Genomic DNA, 14,620 nt, shown 5'->3' on the forward strand with positions numbered 1-14,620 from the left:
TATATGTTCAGAATTTATACAAGTTCATTAATAATTTTCTTCAAGAATGCAAGAAAAACATTGTTTTCAAATTTATTCAATACAATTATCACTTTGCTCATTATATTATTTTTTAGCGTAGCTTGTTTTAATACTTTTGAATGGCTCATATTTAAGGCTAATTGGAAAGTTGTAATATCAAATCTCCCTTTATACGCATTTGGTAGTTTTCCATCTAATGAACAATGGAGACCTGCTACGTGGATCATCAGTCTTCTTTCACTCAGTATCTTTACTCTTTATGGCCCTGAGTGGAAATGGCTACGTAAAAACCTAATAATAGTGTGGGTAGGAACAATACCATTGGGTCTATATTTACTTTATGGTGGACTTGGCTTATCGCCTATAATGAGTAGACAATGGGGTGGATTAACTCTAACTATACTGCTAACTGTTTGTAGCTCGTTATTATCATTACCTATTGGAATAGTTTTAGCACTATGTCGACATAGTTCATTACCAATGGTTCAAAAGCTAAGTTCAATCTTTATAGATGTTATGAGAGCAATACCGCTTATTGCAGTGCTTTTCTTTGGTCAACTACTAATACCTTTATTTCTTCCCGTTGAAATAGAAATTGATCGAGTTTGGAGAGCTATCTTTGCGTTTACACTATTTGTTTCAGCCTACATAGCGGAAGACATTCGTGGTGGACTACAGTCAATTCCCAACACTCAAATAGAGGCAGCAAATAGTCTTGGCCTTAATCAATACCAAATCATACAATTCATATTAATTCCTCAAGCTTTACGCATTGCATTACCTGCTCTGACTAATCAATCCATTGGACTTTTTCAAAATACATCGTTAATGGCTATTTTAGGATTAGTTGAGTTACTAGGCATAGGCAGAAGTATCCTGGCTAATCCAGAATTTATTGGTCAATATATTGAAGTTTATGTTTGGCTAGCATGTGTCTATTGGATCGTTTGTACAATCATGGCTGTTCTTGCAAGACATCTTGAACAAAGAATGACCATTAATCAAGCTAATTTCTAATAATTCATGGAACCTATTGTTGTTGCGAAGAATCTCACTAAGTCTTACACAAAAGGATTACGAGCTCTTGACAATGTTTCTCTTACAGTTAATCAAGGGAAAGTCCTAGTAGTCATGGGCCCCTCAGGCTCAGGGAAAAGTACTCTGATTCGCACTTTTAATGGTCTTGAAACTTTTGATAGAGGAGAACTAAATATTCTAGGAATAAAAGTAGATTCCACTCATAATGAAAGGAAAATACAAAAAATAAGAAAAAGAGTAGGAATGGTTTTTCAACAATTCAATTTATTCCCTCATCTCTCAATCCTTGAAAACATCACTCTCGCTCCAGTACATGTGCAAAAACGTCGTCAAGCTGAAGCGGAAGAATATGGCATGTATCTTTTAAATCAAATGGGAATAGATTCACATGCAAAAAAATACCCAAGTCAACTTAGCGGAGGAGAGCAACAAAGAGTAGCCATCGCTAGAGCTTTAGCCTTAAAGCCTGAACTACTTCTATTTGATGAACCCACTAGCGCTCTAGATCCAGAACGAATCAACGAAGTACTCGATGCAATGAGAAAACTTGCTCAGCAAGGAATGACAATGGTTGTAGTAACACATGAAATTGGTTTTGCTAAAGACGTAAGTGATCAAGTTTTATTTATGGATTCAGGTAAAGTCATAGAAACATCTCCTCCAAATATCTTCTTTTCTAATGCAAGACACGAGAGAAGTAGAAAGTTTCTAAACCAGCTTGATAAACAGTAGCGAGTCTCCTTCTTATCATATATCCAATTCAAAGGAGTTTCATCACAAGTCCTTTTCGGCCGATTTTTGATTCCTATTTCCTTAATCATACTTTTAGGGCAAGGGAAGGTAACTAATATCGACGCAGAAAAGTAGTTATATAGACTTCTTTATAGCTAAAAATCAAAACCGTTACATTTGCTTTTTCAAGCTTTGACAGAAATGTTTGAAGTCAAATTAAGAATCGAGCTAGAGCTCAATCTCCTCATAGGGGATAATGTAAAGAGATAGAAGCTATAACAAGTTTCATTCGAACTTCATTCGAACTTAACATTTTCGCTGAGATTCCACCATGGCACTTGAAGAGATTAACTATTGGCTAATGAAGAGTGAGCCAAATGCTTACAGTATTAAAGATTTAAAAAAAGAAGAAGAAACTCTCTGGGATGGAATTCGAAATTATCAGGCTAGAAACTTTATGAGGTCAATGGAAATTGGTGATCAAGCTTTTTTTTATCATTCAAATACTAAACCCCCTGGAATAGTCGGCCTGATGGAAATTATTGCAAAAAACTTAATCGACCCATTTCAGTTTGATGAAAGTTCAAAGTATTTTGACAAAAAATCAAAAAAAGATAACCCTCGTTGGGATTGCGTCAAGACTAAATATATCTGTGAATTTAAAAATATGATTACTTTAAAGGAGCTATCTGAAACTTATACGTCTGAAGAACTCACTCTAGTTCGCAAAGGCAACAGGCTATCAATTATGCCAATTAATAAAGATATTGCTTTGGAGATTCTCACAAAGCTAGAGAAAAATTAATTCAAAAAGAATGAGATCCAAACATATTTCCAATATAAAGACGCGTTATCAATCTGGAACTGATGCCATTTTGGATTAAAAACCCTGCAAGCGCAGCTTGTAAAAGTCTGTATTGATCCCAATTGGGATGTTTCTCAATGTAAACCTCCATTGCTTGTTGAATTTGCTTGGGTATTTCTGTTTGAAAACTAATTGTTTCCTCAGATTCCAAAACTTCCGGACTTTGGATCAAACTTTTATCTTCCATAAAATCAATATTATTCATTTGAAAAGCTCTTAGAAAATTTATTCCATCAGCAAACTACTACCAAAATCAGATCTATAAAAAATGCTTTCTCAGGCAATCTCATTCTCAAATTAAGTACTCAACTACTTTTCAAAAGAAACTATAAGAATTACTTATTATTAGCATTCGACTTATTTGATAGGCAAATTTAAATTATCAAACTCAGTTTTTTTCAACAGTAGGCAGTCCGGACTGAGTTAAGAGCATAAATCCTGTGGAAAAGATGTGAGTTTAATCCAGTTAGATTTGGGGAAAAATTGAAAAACTTTTTGTTACGTTCTCTCACAAATAGTCTGAATCCCACATTGTTCTCATGGCATTTTCAACATGTTTAGTCACATCTCTAGGCCAATAGACCTCTGCTCCTCGATTAAATAGACCACTAGCACTCAAGATCAATCTAAGATTCCACCCATATTGATCACCTTTCAAAATTGCTAACCAAGGCCTACGTTCTAATTCCAAAGTTATATCCTCTTCACCCATTAATTGCTCCTTCACTAATTTGTATTGATCGCACAACTCTATTATTATCTCAACTAAAGTTTTCCATTCAGACTTATTCAACTCTATTGCCCAATCTTCTCCTCCTATAAGCGTAGAAAAGTTATCTCTTGATGAATCAAAAATTATTCTCCAACCTGGACCTTCTTTTTTGATCACCTAACCAGGTAATAAATCAGGTTGATCTTGTTCATCACTTAGTTCAATTATCGATCTTTGTACTGGCTTAACTGTGGATTCCTCTAAAAGTCCATCAAAATCATCAAATCTTCTTTGCTTTGCTCTAAAAGCAATCTTCACAGTAGTGAGGTAGCGATTAGTTGAGTGCCTGATGAGACTCTCGCCTCTTTTTGCTAAATCGTTGGAATTCAACCCTGAACCTGACTTAATCACACTTAAAATTTATTGTTGATTCATTCTAGGAGATAATCATTCATTTCTATATTTTTCTCAAAATAATAAGATTGATGTTAGTTTTTCTAGACTAACTTGTTCCTGATTGAGTCTTGTTGCACCTATTAAAAATTCACTAAGCAAGATGGAAAAAAATAACATTGATCAATCCGAAAACATCTTTCCACCTGAAATCAACAAAAATGTTTTTGGAACATTAGCCATCGATTTAGGAAGTTCAACAACAGTAGTTGTTTTCCAAAAAGAAAATGGGCAACCTCCTGAACTTTTAGATCTACCTCCAATTAGTCGATCTCCTGGAGAGATACCAAGCTTAATTTGGAAGTTATCAGAAAAAGAAGAATCCTATTTAATTGGTCAACAAATTATAGATTTAAATCTCATTAATGAAAAAGACAATAACTTAAGTCAAGATTTTAAAAGATGGATAGGATCTACGGAAATTGAACCTATATATGATTCAAAAATCACACCAGAAAAAGCAGGTGAGATTTTAATTCACAATATATGGGGGGAAGTCTCAAAGAAGGTAAACATCAAAAGACTAGTATTAACTTCTCCAGTAGATACCTATCGAGAATATAGAACTTGGTTAGTCAATGTATGTAATTCCTTAGAAGTAAAAGAGATTGCTTTAGTTGACGAACCTACTGCTGCTGCCATGGGAGCTGGACTAGATCCAGGGTCAACATTACTTGTTTTAGATTTTGGAGGAAGCACAATTGACATGTCAATTGTTGCTTTAGAGGGAGGAGAGGGAAAAGCTTCACCAATTGCTCAGCTTGTTAGATTTGATGGCAATAATTTAGAGGGTAAAAGTACACAAGTTCTTCGCACAGCAAAAGTTCTTGGTAAATCAGGGCTTCGGTTAGGAGGAAAAGATATAGATAGATGGATATCTCATCATTTATTACCAGAAGAAAATCCAAACAATTCAATCTTGCGAAAGGCCGAGGAACTCAAATGTGAATTAAGTGATACTAATATAAAAGAGACGTTGGTTATCACTAAAAAAGTAAAAAATAATCAGAATGAAGAAAAGTTTTTAAAACTATCTAAGAAAGGACTTGAAGAATTACTTTTAGAAAAAGGGCTCCTAAAAAGTATTGAAAATCTTTTCATAAAAACAATTAATATTGCAAAACGAAATTCATTTGAATTAAAAGATCTTGATAGCGTGGTCTTAGTCGGAGGAGGATCTCGCATACCTTTAATTAAAAATTATTTAAGTAATATCTGCAATTCCATCCCTTTTTTGACTCCTCCACCTATTGAAGCAATTGCATTGGGAGCATTAAACCTCACGCCAGGAGTTCAAATAAAAGATGTTCTTAATAAAGGGGTAAGTTTAAGATGCTGGAATAAAAAAAATGAAAAGCACATATGGCATCCTCTTTTTTTAGCCGGTCAAACATGGCCAACAAATAAGCCTTTAGAAATAATTTTAGCTGCAAGTATAAATAATCAATTAAGCATAGATTTAATAATCGGAGAACCTATGGAAGAAGGATCAAATGAGATTGTTTATATTAATGGATTACCTACTTTAACAACAATAGAATCCAAGGATAAAATCAAGAAGATAGATAATACTATTATTTCAATCCCTTTGGATCCTCCTGGTAAAATTGGTCAAGATTGTATTAAATTAATTTTTAATATTAATGATAGTTGTCAACTTGAGGTTGAGGGTATCGATTTACGTAATAATAAACAGATAACAAGTCAAAATCTTGGAGAAATAAGATAAATATTTTATGTTTTTTAATATTAATCATATATAATTTTTCACACAATAAAGATACCTTCTTCACCATCAACTTCTCTCAATCTAAGATCAACGGTCTCATCTTTACTGGTTGGTAGTCATACATGTCCACAAAAATCTCCTTGAATTGGAAATTTTCGCTGGCCCCTATCAACCCCTTTTCGCCCTTCTTCCTCATGAATGTAGGGCTTCTAATGCAGCTTTGATCTTTTTTCTCCATTTCTATATGAAATCATCAATCAAAACAACCTCTCTATCATCAACTGAGGATGATAAATCAGTCACTTGGGCAATGTGAGTTCCTACCCTCGCAAGATCATCTCTATGAAAAGTAGAATCTAAGCAACCATTCTCAACTCGCTGATCAGCTAGTTCCTCTGTTTATTTTCTAATAATTTAGATAAATAAACTCATCTAGTTGGTATTCCAACTAAGCAATAAAGAACTTATAGTTGGAGTTGTTTCCAAGATTTGAGAGGCTAATCTCTTTATCATTCTATCAAGTTCTTTTTTTGAGAGGATTTCTATCTCTTTATTTATGGCTTGATCTGACATTTTTTAAAGTCCTAAAAATTTTATTTTTTCTTAGGAATAGCTGAAATACTTTTTTAATCTAATAGGGAAAAGCTAACCAAACATCAAAGTATTAGCCTCTTTGCCAATTAGGAAGTAATTTAATACAAAAGAAAACCATCAAAAGAAACAAATTCACTTTGAATGTCAGACAGTAATCCAGCTGTTTCAATGAATAAAATGAAAGTAGCGCCTGTCGTGCTAGCGATACTTGATGGTTGGGGACATAGAGAAGAAATTGAACATAATGCGATAAAACAAGCATCAACTCCTGTAATTGATGCCTTATGGCATGCCTATCCTCATACTCTTATTGAGGCTAGTGGTGCAGATGTTGGACTCCCAGACGAACAAATGGGTAACTCTGAAGTTGGCCATCTCACCATTGGAGCAGGGAGGATTATTCAGCAAGAACTAGTTCGAATATCTAATACAGTTAAAGAAAATAAATTAATTACAAACCCTGCTCTTAATAAATTCTCCAAATCCTTGAAAACAGATGGAGGAACGCTCCATATCATGGGACTTTGTTCTGATGGAGGAGTTCACAGCCACATTAATCATTTATGTGGATTAATTGAGTGGGCTGCCAACAAGGGGCTAAAAAATGTTTCATTGCATTTATTTACTGATGGGAGAGATACTTCCGCAAAGAGTGCATCTAAATATATAAAAACGATAGAAGCTAAAATCAAAGCAACAGGAGTAGGAGAAATTTCATCACTTTGTGGCAGATATTGGGCTATGGACCGAGATAATCGATGGGAAAGGACATCAAAAGCCTACGAATTATTAACCAACCCAAACCTTGCGATAAGCAAGCTATCAGCATCAGAAAGCATAAATAAAAGCTATCAAGAAGGAATAACAGATGAATTTATTGAACCCGTTAGACTTTCCTCCTCATTTTTAAAAGATGGAGATGGATTGGTTTTTTTTAATTTCCGTCCTGATAGAGCTAGGCAGTTAGTAAAGGCACTTAAATTAAAAGATTTTGATGGCTTTGAGAGGAAAAACAAAATAGATATTAACGTTCTTACCTTTACACAATACGAATCAGGTCTTCCTGTATCAGTTGCATTTCCACCTGAGCCTCTAAATGATTTGTTAGGTCAAGTGATTTCTGCTCATGGTTTAAATCAATATCGGACAGCTGAAACTGAAAAATATCCACACGTAACTTATTTTTTAAATGGAGGTATTGAAAAACCATTAAAAGGAGAAGTAAGACATCTTGTTCCTTCCCCAAGAGTTGCAACATACGATCTAGAGCCTGAGATGTCAGCAGACGAACTAACTGAAAGTTGCATCAGAGCAATTGAAACTGGAATTTACTCATTAGTAGTAATTAATTTTGCTAATCCAGATATGGTTGGACATTCGGGAATAATGAAAGCTGCGATAAAAGCTAATGAAAAAGTTGATAGCTGCGTTGGAAAATTATTAAATTCAATTGGGAAGTTAGGAGGATCTCTTCTCATAACAGCTGATCATGGTAATTCTGAAATGATGATTGGCCCTGATGGTCAACCATGGACCGCGCATACAACAAATCCTGTACCAGTTATACTTATTGAAGGTGAAAAGCGTAAATTGAGTGGATATGGTAATGATATAAAGCTAAGAAAGTCCGGCGGAGGACTAGCTGATCTGGCTCCAACTCTTTTACACTTATTGAATCTACCAAAGCCAAAAGCAATGACTGGAACTACTCTTATTGAGCCAATTAACTTACCTAAGAAACCGAATCTTATCCCTCAACCAGCATATTAAAATAAAACAATGATCATTCCTTTTTTATCTTGGGCATGGGCAATCTCAGGAGTTTTTCTAATACTACTAGTTCTTCTTCATAGCCCAAAAGGTGATGGGATGGGTGGCCTAGCCTCTAGTGGGAGTTCAATGTTTACGAGTGCAAGCAGTGCAGAATCGACCTTAAATAGAGCAACCTGGGCATGTCTTATCTTGTTTTTATCTCTTGCTGTTATTCTTAGCGCAGGATGGTTAAAGTAAATTTATAGATTTATATTGTCTTATTTTTCAACTCATATCAATATTATTCTTAGCTAACTATGAACTACATTTATTTAAAACCTAGAATACATATCTAAGTTTTCAAACAAAAAAAAGAGACTGTTAAAAACAATCTCTCTTTTTTGTTTGATTGAGTGAGAATGATTATTTAGTAATCAAAATCACCACCCATTCCACCCCCTGCTGGGGAAGAATCTTTCTTCTCAGGTAGATCAGCAACTATGCATTCAGTGGTAAGAACCATTCCTGCTATTGAAGCAGCATTTTGCAAACCAGATCTTGTTACCTTCGCAGGATCAACGATTCCAGCAGATAACATGTCTACATATTCACCAGTTGCAGCATTATAGCCATCATTGACCGGCTTAGATTTAACATTTTCTGCAACAACTGCTCCATTAGCCCCAGCATTTTCAGCTATGCGCATTAATGGAGATGTAAGAGCAGCTTCAACAATATTTGCACCGATTAATTCCTCACCTTGAAGATTGGAGGAGGACCAATCTCCCAATGCAGGAGCCAAATGAGCGAGTGTAGTTCCACCACCAGGAACAATGCCTTCTTCAACTGCAGCCTTAGTTGCGTTAATTGCATCCTCTAATCGAAGTTTCTTATCTTTCATCTCAGTCTCAGTCGCAGCTCCAACCTTCACTACAGCCACTCCACCAGAAAGTTTAGCTAATCTTTCTTGCAGTTTTTCTTTGTCATAGGTTGAGTCGGTCTCATCCATCTGCTTCTTAATTTGTTCACATCTTGCTTTTACAGCTACTTCATTGCCTTCAGCAACAATTGTTGATGTGTCCTTATTGATTGTCACTCTCCTTGAAGTTCCGAGCATATCAAGAGTTGCATTCTCAAGTTTTAATCCTGCATCCTCAGTTATGAGTTGACCATTAGTTAGAACAGCCATATCTTCAAGCATCGCCTTTCTACGATCACCAAAACCAGGAGCCTTAACAGCTGCAACGTTTAGAACACCTCTTAAGCGATTGACGACTAATGTAGCCAAAGCTTCTTTTTCTATATCTTCAGCAATGATTAGAAGAGGTTTACCGGTTTTAGCTACTTGCTCTAAAACTGGAACAAGATCTTGCACTAGGCCAATTTTTTTGTCAGTAAGCAAAATGTAAGGCTCATCCAATACTGCTTCCATTCTCTCAGTATCAGTTGCAAAGTAAGGAGAAATGTACCCCTTATCAAAGCGCATTCCTTCAGTGACCTCTAATTCTGTGGTCATTGATTTGCCCTCCTCTAAGGAAATTACTCCTTCTTTGCCAACTTTATCCATTGCATCAGCAATCATCTTGCCGACTTCATCATCATTACCAGCAGCTATTGTTCCACATTGGGCAATAGCGTTACTGTCACTGATTGGTTTGGAATGATCTTTTATTTTTTCAACCAGAAATTCAGTTGCTTTATCAATTCCTTTTTTTAAAGTGATGGCATTAGCACCTGCGGCAACGTTTTTCAAACCTGCTTTGACCATCGCATGAGCAAGAACAGTTGCGGTAGTTGTTCCATCGCCAGCAGCGTCATTAGTTTTTGAAGCTGCTTGACGAATGAGCGCAACTCCAGTGTTTTCAATGTGATCTTCGAGTTCGATCTCCTTAGCAATGGTTACACCATCATTGATTATTTGAGGTGCACCAAACTTTTTTTCTAGGACAACATTACGACCTTTTGGGCCTAAAGTTACCGCGACTGATTCAGCCAAAATGTCAATACCTCGCTCGAGTGCTCGGCGGGCTTGCTCGTTGTAAATGATGCGCTTAGCCATAAGAGGCGATTTCCTTTGATTTCGAAAAGTTTTTTGGGTTTGGACTGCAGCTAAAAAGCTGAGTGTTAATTGACGACAGCCAAGATGTCTTTCTCAGATAAAAGAACATATTCATCACTGCCAAGTTTGATATCAGTACCTGCATACTTACTGTAGAGAACTTTGTCTCCAACACTAATTTCAGGAGATTGACGAGAGCCGTCTTCGTTGCGTTTGCCAGGTCCAACCTGAGCAACTTCGCCAACTTGAGGTTTCTCTTTAGCTGTGTCGGGAAGCAATATGCCTCCGGCTGTCTTCTCTTCTGACTCAGAAACTTTTACAAATACACGATCTCCAAGTGGCTTTACAGTGGAGACGCTGAGGGATACAGCTGCCATAAATTAATGCAGGAGCAAAAAAACAAAAAAGCGCTTAGCGCAAACTCGATAAAGAGTATTACTCATTACCAACCATTTCAATTTATGCCCGTAGGTACGCTCTAGACCACATTTATTCTGTGCGGTTGACCGAACACTAAAAAAAAATGCCTGTGGAGTGGTAGTCTTAGCCGCTGATAGAGAGTATGCACATCAGAGCATGCTCACAAAGTTACTAGTTATCTTATGGCCGCTTCTGCTACTTCTACAGTTGGAACTAAGGGAATTGTTCGTCAAGTAATTGGACCTGTTTTAGATGTCGAATTTCCTGCTGGCAAGCTCCCAAAAATCCTCAATGCTTTAAGAATTGAGGCTAAGAACCCTGCCGGGCAAGATGTTGCACTGACAGCCGAAGTTCAACAACTTTTAGGTGACCATCGAGTTAGAGCCGTTGCCATGAGCGGAACTGATGGATTAGTCAGAGGAATGGAAGCTTCAGACACGGGCGCTCCTATTTCAGTACCTGTTGGAGAAGCAACACTTGGAAGAATTTTCAATGTACTTGGAGAGCCAGTAGATGAGCAGGGTGATCTTAAAAACGTAACTACTTCTCCAATACACCGATCAGCCCCAAGCCTTACAGATTTAGAAACAAAACCAAAAGTATTTGAGACTGGTATCAAAGTTATCGATTTGCTGGCTCCATATCGTCAGGGTGGAAAAGTTGGATTATTTGGTGGTGCTGGAGTTGGTAAAACAGTTCTAATTCAAGAGCTCATAAACAATATTGCCAAAGAGCATGGTGGAGTATCAGTTTTTGGTGGGGTTGGAGAAAGAACTAGAGAAGGTAACGATTTATATGAAGAATTTAAAGAATCTGGTGTTATTAATTCAGAAGATCTAACGAAGTCAAAAGTAGCTTTGTGCTTTGGCCAAATGAATGAGCCCCCAGGCGCAAGAATGAGGGTGGGCTTATCTGCATTGACTATGGCTGAGCATTTTCGTGATGTAAATAAGCAAGATGTTCTTCTTTTCATCGATAATATTTTCAGATTTGTTCAGGCTGGATCAGAAGTATCTGCTTTGCTAGGACGAATGCCATCTGCAGTTGGATATCAGCCAACCTTGGGAACTGACGTGGGTGAGCTTCAAGAAAGGATCACCTCTACCCTTGAAGGATCTATTACCTCAATTCAGGCTGTTTATGTACCTGCTGACGACTTAACAGACCCTGCGCCTGCTACTACTTTTGCTCACTTAGACGCGACTACAGTTTTAGCAAGAGCTCTTGCCGCTAAGGGAATTTATCCTGCTGTTGATCCACTTGACTCAACCAGCACAATGCTTCAGCCATCTGTTGTTGGAGATGAACATTACCGCACGGCAAGAGCTGTTCAATCAACACTTCAAAGATATAAGGAATTGCAGGATATTATTGCTATTTTGGGATTGGACGAACTATCAGAAGAAGATAGAAAGACTGTTGATCGTGCCCGCAAAATTGAGAAATTCTTATCTCAACCATTCTTTGTTGCTGAAATATTTACAGGTATGTCAGGTAAATACGTCAAATTAGAAGATACAATCAAAGGTTTCAATATGATTCTTTCAGGTGAACTTGACCAACTCCCTGAGCAAGCTTTCTATCTTGTTGGAAGCATTGATGAAGTGAAAGCTAAAGCAGAAAAGATAGCATCTGAAGCAAAAGCTTAAATCAATTTGTTTTGTTTAATTACCTCAACTCAACTTTTTTTTAAATTCCTCAAGAAATGACTCTAACTCTACGAGTTCTTGCTCCTGATCAGAGCGTATTTGACGATACTGCTGATGAAATAATACTTCCAAGCACTACAGGTCTTTTGGGAGTATTACCTGGTCACATTTCAATGGTTACTGCTATTGATTTTGGTGTATTGAGGGTTTTAAAAAATGGTAATTGGGATTCAATTGCCCTAACTGGAGGTTTTGCAGAAGTTGAATCTAACGAAGTTACCGTTTTAGTAAATAAAGCTGAAATGGGTAAAAATATTGACTCTGGCAAAGCTGAAGCTGAATTAGAACAAGCTAAAAATCAACTAAGCCAAAACAAGGATCAAGGAAATTCTCCTGAAAAAATCAAAGCACAAGAAACATTGAACAAAGCAAAAGCTTGGTTTCAAGCATCAAAATCAAACTAAGATTTTTAATGAATATTTTTCCTTGAACAAATATTTTGTTCAAGGTTTTTTTATGCCGTACCGCAAAAAGTTACATCAGGGAATTTAACTTTGGCTTGTTCTAAGGTTTTTCCTTTGCCTTCCTCTTGCCAATAATTAATAACTTCTGTCGCTTTGTTTAATACTTCCACTCTTTCATTATCAGTAATCCAACTTTTTTCTTCTAATTGAGACTTTAATGTTTCCCATGCGTCTTCCCTTGGCCAAAAGAAATAGGCTGTAAGTGGGCTAGGACCGCCTCCAACAATTTGATCAACGGCCAATGCCACATTATCTGGCAACCAAAGAATTTTCAGTAAAAACCTTCCCTCGTCTGCCTTTGGTGTATGTCCAGAAGGTACACCATCGGCATCTATTGTTGCTGTTGCTAATGCTGCAGCACCTCCAAGCGCACTTGGTCGACCTGATTTAGTCTCACCTGAATTTACTTTCTCTTGATTTTCAGTTTGTGTGCTTTCCTCAGTACTTGTTAAATCTTCTTGAACAGTACTGGCCTCTTCAGAAACCATCATTTCTAATTTTCAACTAACTAACAAAGTTCTAACTTAACAGGAACCAGGACATATTTGAATTAGTCAGGTGGGAATCCAAAAGGTTTTCTACTTTTGGACAATAATGGAATTTTAAAGAAGCAAAATATGTGGATGAATTCATTCAAAAAAAAATGAACGGTTTTTAACTGATCAGATTATTTCCTAGAAAATAACTCAAAGAATTTAAACTAATATTCCATGTCTGCCAAATTCTTAGCTGCTTTACTACTCAAAACTTCTAAGGAATCTTTTGTAACTAAAACATCATCCTCGATACGAATGCCGATACCTTTCCATCTTTGGTCTATCTCAGGCTGTCCTTTAGGAACCGCTAACCGATCACTAATATAAATGCCAGGTTCAACTGTCAATATCATTCCAGGTTCAAGATTTAAATGATAGTCACCAAGTCTATAAGCACCTACATCATGGACATCAAGACCTAACCAATGCCCTGTTCGATGCATGTATAAATGCGAGTAAGCTTGTTGTTCAATAATAGAATCCACATCGCCAACGAGTAATCCAATATCAACTAAACCGCCAACTAGATATTTCAAGGCAGTCATATGTACGTTCTCAGCATTATCACCTGGACGAACACACTCAATTGCAGCTTTTTGAGCAATAAGAACAATTTCATATAAAGCTTTTTGCTCTCCAGAAAACTTTCCATTGACTGGAAATGTTCTTGTTATGTCACCGTTGTAATAGTCATCTAAAGAGCAACCTGCATCTATCAAAACAAGGTCCCCACTCTCTATGGGTGAATTGTTTTCCGTGTAATGAAGCACACATGCATTATCACCTGATGCAACTATTGAGCCATAAGCAGGTCCTCGAGTCCCCTTTTCAAGAAAGTATTTTTCTATCTGAGCTTGTAAATCTCTCTCATTCATGCCTGGGCGAGCAAACTCTCTAACTAATTCATGAGCCTCTGCAGAAATTTTTGATGCCATACGCATCCTTTCTATTTCAAAATCATCCTTACGAAGTCGCATATTGTGAAGTATTGGACAAGGAGCAATCATGGATAATGGGGCTAAGCCACTTCTTGGAAGTTTTTGTAAATGCTCCGACCAAGTTTTTAAAACCAAAGGCTCAATATGCGGATGATTCCCAATTCGAAAAGCAATTCCCTCTGCCCCCTCTAAATAATGAGCTAGAAGGCTTGGCAATTCATTCAAAGAGTGGGCGATGTCAACATCAAAACTTTCTAAAACTGCTTTTGTTCCCCATCTAAAGCCTGTCCAAACTTCTGCCGCAGACTCTTTAGGTAAGACGAATAGTATATATTGTTCCCCCTTGGGTTTATGAGGCAAAAACAAAGCCACTGCATTTGGCTCATCAAAACCTGTTAAATACCAAAAATCACTATTTTGCCTAAAGGGATATTCGCAATCTGCATGATGAGTAACCAACTCTGCGGCTGGAATAATAGCCGCATAAGAACCTAAACGTGACAAAAACAAGTCTCTACGGCGATGAAAAACACTTAGATCAGCCACAAAAATACTGCTATTTACACTTAAGGATGGCAAGAGAACTAACTTAGTGGAA

The 14,620-nt window shown here is 36.9% G+C and carries 16 protein-coding genes; 8 read left to right on the forward strand and 8 right to left on the reverse strand.

Annotated features, from left to right (window positions below):
- Positions 1–3: 3 nt before the first annotated feature.
- From EW15_RS08305 to EW15_RS08315, 3 genes are all read left to right on the forward strand, one after another.
- Positions 4–1,038 carry an amino acid ABC transporter permease gene (locus EW15_RS08305; RefSeq protein ID WP_038654057.1) on the forward strand — a complete coding sequence of 345 codons (1,035 nt, stop codon included), beginning with the start codon at positions 4–6 and terminating at the stop codon, positions 1,036–1,038.
- Between the two features lie 6 nt (positions 1,039–1,044).
- Positions 1,045–1,791: an amino acid ABC transporter ATP-binding protein gene (locus tag EW15_RS08310; protein ID WP_038654059.1), complete on the forward strand. Its 747-nt coding sequence runs from the start codon at positions 1,045–1,047 to the stop codon at positions 1,789–1,791.
- A gap of 331 nt (positions 1,792–2,122) precedes the next feature.
- Positions 2,123–2,596 carry an EVE domain-containing protein gene (locus EW15_RS08315; protein ID WP_038654061.1) on the forward strand — a complete coding sequence of 158 codons (474 nt, stop codon included), beginning with the start codon at positions 2,123–2,125 and terminating at the stop codon, positions 2,594–2,596.
- A gap of 1 nt (position 2,597) precedes the next feature.
- Here the strand turns inward: EW15_RS08315 and EW15_RS08320 are convergent, their stop codons facing one another.
- The 3 genes from EW15_RS08320 to EW15_RS08330 form a co-directional block, all read right to left on the reverse strand.
- Positions 2,598–2,861, reverse strand: coding sequence for a DUF2811 domain-containing protein (locus EW15_RS08320; RefSeq protein ID WP_052041213.1), 264 nt, complete (start codon positions 2,859–2,861; stop codon positions 2,598–2,600).
- Positions 2,862–3,164: 303 nt separating this feature from the next.
- Positions 3,165–3,545, reverse strand: coding sequence for a DUF1818 family protein (locus tag EW15_RS08325; protein WP_038654063.1), 381 nt, complete (start codon positions 3,543–3,545; stop codon positions 3,165–3,167).
- Complete coding sequence (locus EW15_RS08330; protein WP_038655450.1) at positions 3,546–3,758, reverse strand: DNA-directed RNA polymerase subunit omega; 213 nt, start codon at positions 3,756–3,758, stop codon at positions 3,546–3,548. It abuts the gene before it with no gap.
- Positions 3,759–3,924: 166 nt separating this feature from the next.
- Here EW15_RS08330 and EW15_RS08335 point away from each other — a divergent pair, with 166 nt between their 5' ends.
- Positions 3,925–5,550, forward strand: coding sequence for an Hsp70 family protein (locus EW15_RS08335; RefSeq protein WP_038655452.1), 1,626 nt, complete (start codon positions 3,925–3,927; stop codon positions 5,548–5,550).
- 432 nt (positions 5,551–5,982) lie between these two features.
- Here EW15_RS08335 and EW15_RS11700 read toward each other — a convergent pair whose 3' ends face one another.
- Complete coding sequence (locus EW15_RS11700; RefSeq protein ID WP_369793861.1) at positions 5,983–6,123, reverse strand: hypothetical protein; 141 nt, start codon at positions 6,121–6,123, stop codon at positions 5,983–5,985.
- Between the two features lie 162 nt (positions 6,124–6,285).
- Between EW15_RS11700 and gpmI the strand changes: the two genes are divergently transcribed.
- Both gpmI and secG read left to right on the forward strand, forming a co-directional pair.
- Positions 6,286–7,914 (forward strand): 2,3-bisphosphoglycerate-independent phosphoglycerate mutase, encoded by a 1,629-nt coding sequence (gene gpmI, locus EW15_RS08345; protein WP_038654067.1) that lies wholly within the window; start codon positions 6,286–6,288, stop codon positions 7,912–7,914.
- Positions 7,915–7,923: 9 nt separating this feature from the next.
- Positions 7,924–8,154 (forward strand): preprotein translocase subunit SecG, encoded by a 231-nt coding sequence (gene secG / locus EW15_RS08350; protein WP_038654069.1) that lies wholly within the window; start codon positions 7,924–7,926, stop codon positions 8,152–8,154.
- A 169-nt stretch (positions 8,155–8,323) separates the two neighbouring features.
- Here the strand turns inward: secG and groL are convergent, their stop codons facing one another.
- The gene (groL, locus tag EW15_RS08355) at positions 8,324–9,955 is read right to left on the reverse strand and encodes a chaperonin GroEL (protein WP_038654071.1); all 1,632 of its coding nucleotides are present in this window, start codon (positions 9,953–9,955) and stop codon (positions 8,324–8,326) included.
- 65 nt (positions 9,956–10,020) lie between these two features.
- Positions 10,021–10,332 carry a co-chaperone GroES gene (gene groES, locus EW15_RS08360; RefSeq protein WP_036905521.1) on the reverse strand — a complete coding sequence of 104 codons (312 nt, stop codon included), beginning with the start codon at positions 10,330–10,332 and terminating at the stop codon, positions 10,021–10,023.
- Between the two features lie 225 nt (positions 10,333–10,557).
- Here groES and atpD point away from each other — a divergent pair, with 225 nt between their 5' ends.
- On the forward strand, positions 10,558–12,024 hold the full coding sequence (gene atpD / locus EW15_RS08365; protein ID WP_038654074.1) for a F0F1 ATP synthase subunit beta: 1,467 nt from the start codon (positions 10,558–10,560) through the stop codon (positions 12,022–12,024).
- A gap of 56 nt (positions 12,025–12,080) precedes the next feature.
- Positions 12,081–12,488, forward strand: a complete 408-nt coding sequence (atpC, locus tag EW15_RS08370) for an ATP synthase F1 subunit epsilon (protein WP_038654076.1) — start codon at positions 12,081–12,083, stop codon at positions 12,486–12,488.
- 50 nt (positions 12,489–12,538) lie between these two features.
- Here atpC and EW15_RS08375 read toward each other — a convergent pair whose 3' ends face one another.
- Together EW15_RS08375 and EW15_RS08380 are read right to left on the reverse strand one after the other, a co-directional pair.
- The gene (locus EW15_RS08375) at positions 12,539–13,039 is read right to left on the reverse strand and encodes a 30S ribosomal protein PSRP-3 (RefSeq protein ID WP_038654078.1); all 501 of its coding nucleotides are present in this window, start codon (positions 13,037–13,039) and stop codon (positions 12,539–12,541) included.
- Between the two features lie 209 nt (positions 13,040–13,248).
- Positions 13,249–14,568 (reverse strand): aminopeptidase P N-terminal domain-containing protein, encoded by a 1,320-nt coding sequence (locus EW15_RS08380; protein ID WP_038654080.1) that lies wholly within the window; start codon positions 14,566–14,568, stop codon positions 13,249–13,251.
- Positions 14,569–14,620: the final 52 nt, after the last annotated feature.

This window comes from Prochlorococcus sp. MIT 0801 (assembly GCF_000757865.1).
GTDB lineage: Bacteria > Cyanobacteriota > Cyanobacteriia > PCC-6307 > Cyanobiaceae > Prochlorococcus_B.

What these genes read in the sequence shown, in the direction of transcription:
- EW15_RS08305 (WP_038654057.1), top strand. Translation starts at nt 4, where the DNA reads ATGTTCAGAATTTATACAAGTTCATTAATAATTTTCTTCAAGAATGCA.
- EW15_RS08310 (WP_038654059.1), top strand. Translation starts at nt 1,045, where the DNA reads ATGGAACCTATTGTTGTTGCGAAGAATCTCACTAAGTCTTACACAAAA.
- EW15_RS08315 (WP_038654061.1), top strand. Translation starts at nt 2,123, where the DNA reads ATGGCACTTGAAGAGATTAACTATTGGCTAATGAAGAGTGAGCCAAAT.
- EW15_RS08320 (WP_052041213.1), bottom strand. Translation starts at nt 2,861, where the DNA reads ATGAATAATATTGATTTTATGGAAGATAAAAGTTTGATCCAAAGTCCG.
- EW15_RS08335 (WP_038655452.1), top strand. Translation starts at nt 3,925, where the DNA reads ATGGAAAAAAATAACATTGATCAATCCGAAAACATCTTTCCACCTGAA.
- EW15_RS11700 (WP_369793861.1), bottom strand. Translation starts at nt 6,123, where the DNA reads ATGTCAGATCAAGCCATAAATAAAGAGATAGAAATCCTCTCAAAAAAA.
- gpmI (WP_038654067.1), top strand. Translation starts at nt 6,286, where the DNA reads ATGTCAGACAGTAATCCAGCTGTTTCAATGAATAAAATGAAAGTAGCG.
- secG (WP_038654069.1), top strand. Translation starts at nt 7,924, where the DNA reads ATGATCATTCCTTTTTTATCTTGGGCATGGGCAATCTCAGGAGTTTTT.
- groL (WP_038654071.1), bottom strand. Translation starts at nt 9,955, where the DNA reads ATGGCTAAGCGCATCATTTACAACGAGCAAGCCCGCCGAGCACTCGAG.
- groES (WP_036905521.1), bottom strand. Translation starts at nt 10,332, where the DNA reads ATGGCAGCTGTATCCCTCAGCGTCTCCACTGTAAAGCCACTTGGAGAT.
- atpD (WP_038654074.1), top strand. Translation starts at nt 10,558, where the DNA reads ATGGCCGCTTCTGCTACTTCTACAGTTGGAACTAAGGGAATTGTTCGT.
- atpC (WP_038654076.1), top strand. Translation starts at nt 12,081, where the DNA reads ATGACTCTAACTCTACGAGTTCTTGCTCCTGATCAGAGCGTATTTGAC.
- EW15_RS08375 (WP_038654078.1), bottom strand. Translation starts at nt 13,039, where the DNA reads ATGATGGTTTCTGAAGAGGCCAGTACTGTTCAAGAAGATTTAACAAGT.